This window comes from Rhodovulum sp. DZ06 (genome assembly GCF_050586345.1).
In the GTDB taxonomy this organism is placed as follows: Bacteria; Pseudomonadota; Alphaproteobacteria; order Rhodobacterales; family Rhodobacteraceae; genus JBOCEF01.
On the sequence record NZ_JBOCEF010000012.1, the window covers coordinates 83908 to 95105 of the forward strand.

9 protein-coding genes and 1 tRNA gene are annotated in these 11198 nt (G+C 71.3%); 7 read left to right on the plus strand and 3 right to left on the minus strand.

Going from position 1 to position 11198, the window contains the following annotated elements:
* Positions 1 to 29: 29 nt before the first annotated feature.
* Positions 30 to 1106 carry a hypothetical protein gene (locus ACQ5SO_RS07930; protein ID WP_430941045.1) on the minus strand — a complete coding sequence of 359 codons (1077 nt, stop codon included), beginning with the start codon at positions 1104 to 1106 and terminating at the stop codon, positions 30 to 32.
* 160 nt (positions 1107 to 1266) lie between these two features.
* Between ACQ5SO_RS07930 and ACQ5SO_RS07935 the strand changes: the two genes are divergently transcribed.
* The 6 genes from ACQ5SO_RS07935 (at position 1267) to ACQ5SO_RS07960 (ending at position 7479) form a co-directional block, all read left to right on the plus strand.
* Entirely contained in the window at positions 1267 to 2910 is a 1644-nt protein-coding gene (locus tag ACQ5SO_RS07935; RefSeq protein WP_430941046.1) for a hypothetical protein, read from the plus strand.
* Between the two features lie 159 nt (positions 2911 to 3069).
* Positions 3070 to 3210: a hypothetical protein gene (locus ACQ5SO_RS07940; RefSeq protein ID WP_430941047.1), complete on the plus strand. Its 141-nt coding sequence runs from the start codon at positions 3070 to 3072 to the stop codon at positions 3208 to 3210.
* A 307-nt stretch (positions 3211 to 3517) separates the two neighbouring features.
* Positions 3518 to 5251 (plus strand): ATP-binding cassette domain-containing protein, encoded by a 1734-nt coding sequence (locus tag ACQ5SO_RS07945; RefSeq protein ID WP_430941048.1) that lies wholly within the window; start codon positions 3518 to 3520, stop codon positions 5249 to 5251.
* Positions 5248 to 5805, plus strand: a complete 558-nt coding sequence (locus ACQ5SO_RS07950; protein ID WP_430941049.1) for a lasso peptide biosynthesis B2 protein — start codon at positions 5248 to 5250, stop codon at positions 5803 to 5805. Before ACQ5SO_RS07945 ends, ACQ5SO_RS07950 begins: the two co-directional genes overlap by 4 nt.
* Positions 5806 to 5842: 37 nt before the next feature.
* A tRNA-Arg gene (locus ACQ5SO_RS07955) sits at positions 5843 to 5919 on the plus strand.
* 15 nt (positions 5920 to 5934) lie between these two features.
* Positions 5935 to 7479 carry a hypothetical protein gene (locus ACQ5SO_RS07960; protein ID WP_430941050.1) on the plus strand — a complete coding sequence of 515 codons (1545 nt, stop codon included), beginning with the start codon at positions 5935 to 5937 and terminating at the stop codon, positions 7477 to 7479.
* On the opposite strand, the gene ACQ5SO_RS07965 is transcribed toward ACQ5SO_RS07960, so the two are convergent.
* The gene (locus ACQ5SO_RS07965; protein ID WP_430941051.1) at positions 7454 to 7762 is read right to left on the minus strand and encodes a hypothetical protein; all 309 of its coding nucleotides are present in this window, start codon (positions 7760 to 7762) and stop codon (positions 7454 to 7456) included. The two genes, ACQ5SO_RS07960 and ACQ5SO_RS07965, sit on opposite strands and share 26 nt — an antisense overlap.
* 103 nt (positions 7763 to 7865) lie before the next feature.
* Positions 7866 to 9665, minus strand: coding sequence for a translation elongation factor 4 (gene lepA / locus ACQ5SO_RS07970; protein WP_430941052.1), 1800 nt, complete (start codon positions 9663 to 9665; stop codon positions 7866 to 7868).
* A gap of 220 nt (positions 9666 to 9885) precedes the next feature.
* On the opposite strand from lepA, the gene ACQ5SO_RS07975 reads away from it, so the two are divergent.
* Complete coding sequence (locus ACQ5SO_RS07975; RefSeq protein ID WP_430941053.1) at positions 9886 to 11100, plus strand: glycosyltransferase family 87 protein; 1215 nt, start codon at positions 9886 to 9888, stop codon at positions 11098 to 11100.
* The last annotated feature ends 98 nt before the right edge of the window (positions 11101 to 11198 follow it).

An 11198-nucleotide genomic window follows, 5' to 3' on the forward strand; every position in this document is an offset into this window, starting at 1 on the left:
TGGGCTCCGCGGCGAGAAGGGGCAGGCGATCAATCGCCACCGGAGTGCACCAGCCCGGCCACGAGGTCCAGCGTCTCCTCGGTCGCGGCGAAGGCGCGCGGGCGCAGCAGCCGGTAGCAGGGCACGGCGCCGGCGATCTGCGCGGCGCGGGCCATGAAGCCGGGCGCAAGGCCCATCGCCTCGGCCAGCGGGCGGCGCGCCACGGCGCCGGTCAGCAGCGGCACCGCACCGAAGGGCGCGAGGCGCGAGAGCCGCGGGCGCGCCGTTTCCGGGTGCAGCCAGCCGAGATGCACAACCGCCCGCAGGGGCGCCGGGAACGGCACGCCCGGCATCTCGGCCGCCCAGGTCAGCACCGATTTCTCGATCCCCGGCCGGGCGCCGCGCGCCCCCGCATCCGCGAGCCCCGCTTCGCTGTCGGACCAGAGCTTGGCCGTGCGCAGCGAGCGTTCCACCGCGGCCCCCTCGACCCCGTCCGCGGCGCCGACCGAGACCGCGATCATGTCGTCGCCCACCAGCGATAGCCCGCGCGCGCCCAGCATGGCGGCGAGGGTGGACTTGCCCGCCCCGCTCTCGCCCAGCAGCAGCACGGCGCCGGAGGGCCCCGCCGCGGCGGCGGCATGCAGCGGCATCCGCCCGCGCTGGAGCAGCAGCACCGTGCCCGCGCTGTAACCGATCAGCAGGCGGCGCAGGTCCTCCGGCGCGTCGGGGGCGTCGAGGGTGACGCGCGCGCCGTCCTCGACCGCCATGCGCAGCCCGCGCCCGGTGATGATGACGCGGGAGGGCGCGACGAGCCGCGCGTCGTCGAAGCGCGGCGCCTCGGCCGGGGGCGGGGCGACGGGGCCGGGGCGCGCGGTCACCTCGGCCGCCGCGTCCGGCGGCGCGGGATGGGCGCCGGGGACCGGCCAGGCGCTGTCATGGATCAGCCCGTGCATGTCGAGAAGGACCGGCGCGGCGGGGGCGGCGCCGGGGGCGGCGTCCGGGGCGGCGGCGGCATCGGGCGCAGGGGCCGCCGCCGCGGCGGGGTACGGGGGGGCGCCGCCCACGCGGTCCGCGGGCGCGGCGGGACGCGCCGAGGGGAAGCGGCCCGCGGGGATGCGCGCCGTCATCTGCTGCCGTTCCGCTGCGTCGCCATTTCCGCGTCCCTCGCCTGCCGCGCGCCGGCCGCGCGCCCGGTCGGGGCGCGGGGGGCCGGCACGGCGCCGCGTTGCCCCGGGGCCGGAACTTGCCTATCAGCGGGGAAGGGATCAACCGCGGAAAGGCCCCGCCATGTCCGAGACCTCGCGCAACGGCGCCGCGCCCGCCGCGCCCGGGCCCTCCGCCGGGCCCTCCGCCGGGCCCTCCGCCGGGTCTTCCTCCGGCCGCCCCCCCGCCTCCTCCGCCGGTCCCGTTCGCGCCCTCGCCCCGGCGGGGCCCGAGCTGCGCGCCCGCGCCCTGCACCAGCCGCTGGCCGAACCGCTGCGCATCGACGCGGCGCTGGCGCTGTCGGGGCGGGCCGGGCTGGCGCCCCCGGGGCGGCCGCTGCGCGCGCTGCTGCTGGGCTGCGGCGCGGGGGAAAGCGCGGCGATCCTCGCCGCCGCCGGGGTCGCGGTCACCGTGCTCGAACCCTTCGGCCCCGCCGCGGAAAGCGCCGCGGCCCTGCTGCGCGCCGCGGACCTGCCGGGGGCGGTCCACCACGCGCCCTTCGCGCGCTGGGCCGCGCTCGACCTGCCGGACGTGGAGCTTGCGGTGATGGCCGAGGGCTGGTCCGGCCTGCCCGGGGCCGACCGCGCCCACATCGCCGCCCTTCTCGGCGCCCGCCTGCGCCGCGGCGGGGCGCTGTTCCTCGCCCATGCCGCCTGGCCCGGCGGGCTCGAGGACGCGCCGCTGCGCCGCCTGGCGCGCCTCGCCTGGCTGCGCGCCGACCCGGACCTGCCGCGGGCGGCGCGGGCGCAGGCGGCGCTGGCCGACCTGTCGGCGCTGCTGCCGCAGGCGCACACGCTGCTGCGGGCCCATGCCTCCTACCTCTCGCGCCTCGACGAGATCCGCGCCCTGCCGCCGCTGCGCGCGGCCGAGACGTGGTTCGAGGCGGAGTACATGCCCGAGACCCTCGGCGCGCTGGCCGCCCGCCTGCGCCCGGCGGGGATCCGGGACCTCGCCCCCGCCGACCCGACGCGCCTGGCCGAGGGGCTCGATTTGTCCGAGGCGCAGCGGGCCGCGGTCGGGGCGGGGGCCGCGGGCGGGGCGGGGGGCGCGGTCGGGGCGGGGGCCGATCCGTTCCTGCGCGCCGAGGCCGAGGACATGCTGACCCGCCGCGCCGCGCGCGCCGACCTGTTGCTGCGCCGCGCGCCCGGGAAGGGGGCGGACCCGGACGGGCCGGGGCCGCTGTTCCTGCGCCTCGGGCCGGTCGAGGACGCGCTGGCGGCGCCGCTGACCGGCTTCCTCGGCCCCCACGCGATGGCCGAGGAAGTCTACGCCCCCCTCCTCTCGGCCCTGTCCGAGGCGACGCCGCGCCCCCTCGCCGACCTCGCCGCCGCGCTGGACCGGCCGCGCGCCGCGCTGCGCCAGCAACTTGCGGCGCTGGTCGGGCAGGGGCTGGCCGCCGCGGCGCCGGATAAGGAGGCCGCGGACCGGATCGCCCCCGCCTGCGCCCGCGCCAACGCCGCGCTCGACGCGCTGGACGCGGGGCCCTGGCGGGTCTCGGCCCGGCTCGGCGGCGGCGTGGCGCTGTCGCCGGCGGCCCGCTTCGCGCTGCGCGGGCCCGGCGCGGCGGCGCGGGCGGGCGGCGCCGGGGCGGGGGAGCTGGCCGCGCTCTGGGCGTCGTCTGACGAATCGGCGCCGCAACTCGAGGGCGAGCGGCGGCGGGACATCGCCCGCGCGCTGGGCGAAGAATCGGAGCGCCTCGGGCTGTTGCGGGCTGAAACGACGATTTGACTCAAGCGCGCGGGCGCGATTGCGGCGTGAATGACACGCACCCCCCCGTGTTGCAGCGCCGCGTGCATGATTTTCGGCATCGCCGCATATTGCCCTTTGAACCCCCGGGGGGCGCTGCTATGTTTCGGCAAGGGTGTGTTCATGGAAAGGGGCTCCATTATGAGCAAGAAGGTCTGGCGCAAGCCGATCATCCAGACGGTCGACGCGAAGTCGGCCACGAAAGGCAACGGCAACCGGTCGATCCCCGGTGACGACTGCAACTACGAGCTGGACGAACCGGTGCTCTGCTCGGGCGCCTGACCCGTCAGCGCCGCGTGCAAGCTATGGGCGTCCCACTTCCCCGGCGCCGAGACGTTGCCGTACAGGAAATGAAAACCGCCGTCCGGGCCCGGGCGGCGGTTTTCGTCATGGCCGGGGCCGGACCCGCCGCGGCCCGGCCGGGCGCGCGCGACCCGAGGCGCGGCGACGGCGGCGCCCCCCGCGGGGCGATGAACCGACCGCTCAGCCGTGCCGCGCGGCGGCCCCGTCTCCCGGGCGGTTCGGGCGCGGGACCCTGCACCCGCCGTTCATCCCCCGCCGGGTCCCGGGCGGTCCCCGGGGGGCGCGCATGAAATCCGCGCTGCGCTTCATGGCCGCCTCGCTGGCCGCCGATCCGCGTGCTGCGCTGCGGGCGGCGGGGCTGCTGGCGCTGCTGACGGCGGCCGAGGCGGCCGCGCTCCTCGCCATCGGCGCCGTGCTCGGCGGGGCGGGCGGCGCCGGGCCCTTCGCCTGGATGGCCGGGCTTCTCTCGCAGGCCGCCTCCGGCCCCGGCCCGGCCGCGGCGCTGCTGGCGGCGGCGCTGCTGGCCCGCGCGGTCCTCTCCTACGCCTACGGGGCGGCCACCACGCGCCTCTCCACCGCCCGCCTTCACGGGTTGCGCATGGGGTTGTTCGAGGCGGCGTCCCGCGCCCGCTGGGGCATCGCCACCGGGGGCACGCGGGCGAAGCTGCACCACGCGCTGTCCTCCGCCCCCGTGCGCCTCTCGGCCGGGGCCGACCTGACCCTGCGCCTCGCCCTCGCCGCCGCCTCGGCCGCGCTGGCGGGGGCGCTGGCGCTGTCGGTGGACGCCGCGCTGGTGGGGCTGGTGGCGCTGACCGCGGCGCTGATCGGCATCCCCATGCTCTGGTTCGACCGCCGCATCGCCCGCCGCTCGCGCGAAGCCTTCACCGCCGCGCAGGGCCTCTACGACCAGGTCGGGCGCTATCTCGACAACCTCAAGCCCGACCGGTTCCAGCGCGCCCGCGGCGGCGGGGCGGGGGCCTTCGGGCGCGCCTCCGCCGCCCAGGCCGAGGCGGCGCGGGAGCTGCAGATGGTCGAGCGCCGCTCGGCCCTCGTGCGCCAGTCGGGCGCCGCCATCGGCCTCGCCGCCGTGCTGCTGATCGGCGCCGCGCGGGACCTGGCGATGGAGGACGCGGCGCTGATCGTGCTGCTGTTCCTGCGCCTCCTGCCGCGCCTCTTCGACGCCCATGCCACGCTCCAGCGCATCATCTCCGCCGCCGCCGCGTGGGAGGCGTTCGAGGACCAGCGCGCCGGGTATGCCGCCGCCGCCGAGCCTGCGCCCCGGGGCGCCCCGCCCGCGGCGGCGCCCGAGATCCGGGCCGAGGGCGTCTCCTTCACCTGGCCGGGCGCCGAGGCGCCGGCGGTGCGCGACGTCACCCTGACCCTTCCCGCCGGGCAGGCGGTGGGGCTGATCGGTCTCTCGGGTGCGGGCAAGACCACGCTGGCGGACCTCCTCTCCGGCCTGCTGACCTCCGAGGCAGGGCGCGTGCTGGTGGATGGCGCGCCGCTGACGCCCGAGACGATGGCCAGTTTCCGCGCCGGGGTCGCCTATGCCTCGCGCGACGATCTGCTGATCCCCGATACGGTGGCCGAGAACCTGTCGCTGGGCGTCCCGACGCCCGAGGACGCCATGTGGGACGCCCTGGACGTCGCCGGGTTCGCCGACCAGGTGCGCGCCATGGGGGGGCTGTCCGCGAAGATCGGAGAGCGGGGCGACGGGTTGTCGGCGGGCCAGCGCCAGCGCCTCTGCCTTGCGCGCGCGCTGGCGCAGCGGCCCCGGGTGCTGGTGCTGGACGAGGCGACCTCGGCCCTCAACCCCGTGGACGAGGCGGCGATCTGCGACCGCCTTGCGGCCCTGCGCGGGGGGATGACGATGCTGGTGATCGCGCACCGGCTGTCCTCGATCGCCTGGGTCGACCGGGTGGCGGCGCTGGAGGCCGGGCGGCTGGTCGAGGACGGCCCGCGCGAGGGGATGACCGGCGGCGGCCTCTGGGGCCGGATGGCGGCGGCGGGGCGCACGTGATCGGGCGCCTCGCGCGGCTGGGGCCGGAGAAGCGGCGGGCGCTGGCCGCGGCGGTCTGGTGGCTGGCCCGCGCGCGGGCCTGGCATGCGCGGCATTCGGCGGCGGAGAGCTTCGCGCGGTTGCAGGCGGGCGGCGGGGCGGTGCGGGCCGCGGGGTCCGCGCCCGCCCCCGCGGTGATGCGCTGGGCGCTGGAGGCGGCGGGCAAGCGCGTTCCCTGGCGCGCGGATTGCGTGGTGCAGGCGCTGGCGGCGAAATTCTGGCTCGAGCGCGCGGGGGTGGAGAGCGCCTTCCGCCTTGGCGTGCAGCGGGTGGGCGGGGGCCTCGAGGCCCATGCCTGGCTGGAGGTCGGCGGCGAGGCGGTCTCGGGCGGGCGCCCCTCGGGCGCGCTGGCGCGGTTCGCGGGGGCGGGGCCGGGCGGCGTGCCGGGCGCCGGTTCGGGCGGGGCGGTGGGCGCCGCTGCGGGCGGGGCGGAGGGCGCCGCTGCGGGCGCCCCTTCCGGCCCTGCGGCGGCGGGCGCGGCGGATGGGCCCGCGGGCGGGGCCGCGGAGGATTGACCCCCGCGCCCCTTGCGGCGTATCTGGTCGGCAGTGCGGCCCCTTAGCTCAACTGGATAGAGCAGCTGACTTCTAATCAGCAGGTTCGGGGTTCGAGTCCTCGAGGGGTCGCCAAAGTGGAGGTGTGCTATGCGGACTGCGGCAAAGTTTCAACTGTTTGAAAGTACAGGTGTTGAAGGGGAGTTCGAGCGCTTTAAGGACTGTGCCCTCAATTGGGTCTCGAAATCCTATCGGGATAGTGGGATTGGTTATGAAAAAAAGTCCTACGCCGCAGGTGATGTATCTATTGATTTCGAGGAATTGGATGCGGGTAGTTCGACTGCTTTTGATTTAGACGTGCGGGAGACATTGCCCGCTGGGCAACGACTAAGGGTTGCGGCGAATGCGGTGAAGCTGCCTGACTTGCTGGCAGTGCGCATAAAGATCTTCTTGGGTGCAATGGAATTTGGAGCGTCACACAGAGATGTGCATCTGACCGCCCCCAAGTTTCTTCGCAGTTTCGTATCGGGTAAGCCTGACGGACTGTATGCTTCTGAAGGTAGCGGCTTTAGGGAGATTTTGCCTAGGTTCCTGAGTTTTGATGGGAGCGCTTCTCAAGCATTCATTGATATGCTTAAGTCACCCGATCGAACCCTTCCCGTGGTTTGCATTTCACGCAATGATGAGTTTCCTGATAATTCAGGCCTTGCGAGCTATCTGCGGAGCCAGTTCTGCGGCTTAGCGATTTTCTGCGAGATTGATGAAGCCGTCTCATGGGCTATCACGGATGAGCTCGGTCAGCAGTGGTCCTGCTTCCACGGTGGAATCCGAATCTATTGGCCGGGCAACGTAGGTGTGGGGCGCTTTAGGGCGCATCCTCTTTGGCCAGCATTTCAAATCGAGAACGCCTTAACTCGAACGACCGATACGCGCAAACTGTGGATAGCGAAGGAGTTAGGTCGAGAGCTGCTCGATGCGTCCGCGTTTCGGCACGAGAGCCCAGTATTTGAGCAGTTCGTTGCGGACGCTGAGGCCGCCGCGCGTATGGCGATTGCGGCAGACGATCTGAGTGCTATCCAGAAGCACAGCGACAAGCAGATTGAGAAACTTAAGGAAAAGCTTGCCGAGCGCGATGAGGAACTCGCTTCGTTGACCGCTGAAGTGGGGACGCTCCGCGAAAATAATCGAGCGCTCGTACAAGCGCTCAGCAGTCACTCCGCCTCTGGTGGGGGAGTGGATCTGGATGAATTGGAAGAGGATGAAGGTGAACCCCAGTCTTTCAGTGAGGCTGTTTCCCGTGCACAACGACTCGCTAGTGATTGGTTGATTTTTCCTGATCGACTTGAGGACACAGTCTCAAAGGTGTGGGCCGAGGCGGGGCCACCCGGGAAGGTGCTGCACCATTTGATGACTTTGCGTGATCTTGCTCAAGAGTACGCAAAATCTGGCGGTGCGCTCGGGAAGGGTATCGTTATCTGGCTGAGGGAGCGTAATGTTGAAGCTTCCGGCGAGTCTGAGACTAAGAAGTCAAATCTGTATTCCTTCTGGTGTGGCGGGGTGTCAGAGAAATTTGAGCTTCATACCAAGCCCAGTGATGGTGTATCACCGGATCGCTGTGTCAGAATTTACTTCAAGCCTGGCGAGAGTGGCGGCAAGTTTCTCTTAGGTTTTATTGGGTGTAAGGTTGACTTGTGAGTCTCATCCTCACAATATTCCCATCCCCCTTCACCGTCCGCCGGTCAACCACCCACCCCGTCGCCCGCTCCACGGCAATAATCCCCCGCTCGCGCATCAGGGCCGGGGTCTGGTCCCAGTCGACCGTCATGCGGATCGCCTCCGCCGCGCCGTCATCGGCGTAGACGTCGATGCTCCACCCCTCGACCTCCACCGTCACCGGCTCCACCCCCACGAACCGCAGCGACGGCGAGGAACAGGCGCCAAGCGCGGCCAGGACCGCCGCAAAAACCATCATCCGCATAGCAAGAACCCTCCGAGCGTTTTCCCGACGCTCGGAGGGTTCTGGTTAATTTGACGTAAAGACCGGGAAAACCCGCGGGGCAGGGGCGCCGCGGCCCCGGCCCTCAGCCGTCCATCTTCAGCGCGTTGATGAAGGCCGATTGCGGGATCTCCACCTTGCCGAACTGGCGCATCTTCTTCTTGCCCGCCTTCTGCTTGTCCAGCAGCTTGCGCTTGCGGGTGGCGTCGCCGCCATAGCACTTGGCGGTCACGTCCTTGCGCATGGCGGACAGCGTCTCGCGCGCGATGACCCGGCCGCCGATGGCCGCCTGGATCGGGATCTTGAACATGTGCCGCGGGATCAGGTCCTTGAGCTTCTCGCACATCGCGCGGCCGCGCATCTCGGCGCGGTCGCGGTGGACCATCATCGACAGGGCGTCCACCGGTTCGTCATTCACCAGGATGGACATCTTCACGAGGTTGTCCTCGCGATACCCTTCCATCTGGTAGTCGAAGGAGGCGTAGCCCTTGGTGACGGACTTGAGGCGGTCGTAGAAGTCGAACACCACCTCGTTCAGCGGCAGGTCGTACACGGCCATGGCGCGGGCGCCGGCATAGGTGAGGTCGAGCTGGATGCCGCGCCGCTCCTGGCACAGCTTCAGCACGTCGCCCAGGTATTCGTCGGGCACCATGATGGTGGCCTTGATCCGCGGCTCCTCGACCTTGTCGATGGTCGCGGGGTCGGGATAGTCGGCGGGGTTGTGCAGCTCCACCATGTCGCCGTTGCGCAGGTGGATGTGGTAGACCACCGAGGGCGCCGTGGTGATCAGGTCGATGTCGTACTCGCGCTCGAGCCGGTCGCGCACGACCTCGAGATGCAGGAGGCCGAGGAAGCCGCAGCGGAAGCCGAAGCCGAGGGCGGCGGAGGTCTCCATCTCGAAGGTGAAGGAGGCGTCGTTGAGCGCCAGCTTCTCCATCGCGTCGCGCATGTCCTCGAAATCGTTGGCGTCGACCGGGAAGAGGCCGCAGAACACCACCGGCACGGACGGCTTGAAGCCCGGCAGCGGCTTGTCGCAGGGCTTCTTGTCGTGGGTGATGGTGTCGCCCACTTTCGTGTCGCGCACCTGCTTGATCGAGGCCGTGAAGATGCCGAGCTCGCCCGGGCCGAGCTCCTTGATGTCGACCATCTTGGGCTTGAGGACGGCGAGCTTGTCGATGCCGTATTTGGCGCCGGTCTGCATCATGCGGATGTTGTCGCCCTTGCGGATGACGCCGTCCATGACGCGGATCAGCACGACGACGCCGAGATAGCTGTCATACCAGCTGTCGACCAGCATCGCCTTCAGCGGCGCGTCCCGGTCGCCGGTGGGGGCGGGCAGGCGCTTGACGATGGCTTCGAGCACGTCGGGGATGCCGAGGCCGGTCTTGGCCGAGATCAGCACCGCGTCGGTCGCCTCGATGCCGATGACGTCCTCGATCTGCTCCTTGATCCGCTCGGGCTCGGCGGCGGGCAGGTCGACCTTGTTTAGGACGGGGACGATCTCGTGATCGGCCTCCATCGCGGTGTAGACGTTGGCCAGGGTCTGCGCCTCGACCCCCTGGGAGGCGTCGACGACCAGCAGCGAGCCCTCGACCGCGCGCATGGAGCGGGAGACCTCGTAGGCGAAGTCCACGTGTCCGGGCGTGTCGATCAGGTTCAGCACGTAGGTCTCGCCGTCCTGCGCCGGGTACTCGATGCGGACGGTGTTGGCCTTGATGGTGATGCCACGCTCCCGCTCGATGTCCATGGCGTCCAGGATCTGGTCCTGCATGTCGCGTTCCGCGACGGTGCCGGTCATCTGGATCAGACGATCTGCGAGCGTGGATTTCCCATGGTCGATATGGGCCACGATGGAGAAATTGCGGATGTGCGAGAGCTCGGTCATGGGATCGGCTTATGGGGGCGGTTTTAAGGGCCGTCAATGGGGCGCGAGGGCCCGGGGCGCGGCGTTCGTGGAAATGCCGCGTTGACTCCCCCCGCCGCCGACCGCCACGTTTTCGGCGAAGCGGGCGGTCTCGCGGCGGCTCGGCGCTCCGGATGGCGGAAAAATATTAATGACTTCAATTGACTGGTTTCGGTCTGCCTCGCCTGCAGCCAGGGGGGGCATGGTCAGCGCGATGCTTTGCATCGTGGTTCTGCCGATCTGGCTGCTGCACTTTCAAGATGCGAAATACCTGGACCTGCGCGCCTTCTGGATCGGCGCGCAGGCGGCGTTCAACCTGGGCGAAATTCCGTATGGCGAGGGCTTCCTGGCCGCGCAGCGGCAGGTCTTCGACGGTCACTCGTCGCTCTGGGTCTATCCGCCCGAGGCGCTGGCGCTGTTCTGGCCGCTGTCGTTCCTGACCTTCGAGCAGGCGATGCCGCTGTCGGTCGCCGCCAGCGTCGCCGCCGCGGGGCTGGGGGGCGTCGTGATCGGGCGCGTCGCGCCGCTGCGCGACGACCTGGCGATGCCGCTGGCCACCGCGCTGCTGCTCCTGTCGAATTCCACGCGGGCGACGCTCGCGCTCGGCCAGGTGAGCGTGCTGGTCGTCGCGTGCTGCGCGCTGTTCCTGCTGGGGCTGCGCGACCGGCGCTTCGCGCTGCTCTCGGCCGCGGCGCTCATCGCCGCGGTGATGATGAAGCTTTACTTCGTCGTCCTGCTGGCCCTGCCGATCCTGGCGCTGAACGTGCGCTGGATTGCGTATTTCGGGCTCGGGGCGCTCCTCTCGCTCGGCTGGGCGCTGGCGGTCCTGCCGTCGGGCATCCACCTGTCCTGGCTGACCGAGGTGCTGTGGACGACGGTTTCAAGCGGCGACCTGGCGGGCCAGATGGAGATCTCGCGCGCCGACAACCACTCGGTCGCCTCGCATGTCGTGCGGGCGGTCGGCCAGGACTCGGCCCTCTACGACGTGGTCCGCTTCGTCATCCCGCTCGCGCTTTTCGGCGTGACGGCCGCGGCCTCCCTGCTCGCCGCCCGGGCGCGCGGCTGGGGCGCGCCGACACTGGCGGACCTGGGGCTGTGGATGGTCGCCGTGTACATCGCCGTGCCGAACTCCTGGGTCTATTACGCCGTGTTCGCCGGGCCCGGCGTGGTGGCCTGGACCGCCGAGGCATGGCGGATGCGCCGCCGGGTCGAGCTTGCGCTCGCCGCGCTCGCCACGCTGTGGCTGCTGCAGTCGCCGGTGTTCCTGGCGCGCCCGCTGCTGGGCTGGGCGCCGGATGTCGAGACCCAGAGCCTCGGCGCGACGCTGGTCGGCGTGATGATCTGGCTGTTCCTGCTGCTGCACCTGAAGGCGGTTCCGCAGGGGGACGGGCGCCGGACGGCGGCGGCGCGCGGCTAGGGCCTGTCCCCATAAACAGGATTCCCCAATCGGGCTCGATCTGATTCAACCTCCCGAAAGAGGAGGTCGCCATGCGCCGTCACGAGCTGTCCGACAAG

Excerpts from the sequence above, each read along its gene's own strand:
- ACQ5SO_RS07930 (WP_430941045.1), bottom strand. The coding sequence starts at position 1,106 with ATGACGGCGCGCATCCCCGCGGGCCGCTTCCCCTCGGCGCGTCCCGCC.
- ACQ5SO_RS07935 (WP_430941046.1), top strand. The coding sequence starts at position 1,267 with ATGTCCGAGACCTCGCGCAACGGCGCCGCGCCCGCCGCGCCCGGGCCC.
- ACQ5SO_RS07940 (WP_430941047.1), top strand. The coding sequence starts at position 3,070 with ATGAGCAAGAAGGTCTGGCGCAAGCCGATCATCCAGACGGTCGACGCG.
- ACQ5SO_RS07945 (WP_430941048.1), top strand. The coding sequence starts at position 3,518 with ATGAAATCCGCGCTGCGCTTCATGGCCGCCTCGCTGGCCGCCGATCCG.
- ACQ5SO_RS07960 (WP_430941050.1), top strand. The coding sequence starts at position 5,935 with ATGCGGACTGCGGCAAAGTTTCAACTGTTTGAAAGTACAGGTGTTGAA.
- ACQ5SO_RS07965 (WP_430941051.1), bottom strand. The coding sequence starts at position 7,762 with ATGCGGATGATGGTTTTTGCGGCGGTCCTGGCCGCGCTTGGCGCCTGT.
- lepA (WP_430941052.1), bottom strand. The coding sequence starts at position 9,665 with ATGACCGAGCTCTCGCACATCCGCAATTTCTCCATCGTGGCCCATATC.
- ACQ5SO_RS07975 (WP_430941053.1), top strand. The coding sequence starts at position 9,886 with ATGGTCAGCGCGATGCTTTGCATCGTGGTTCTGCCGATCTGGCTGCTG.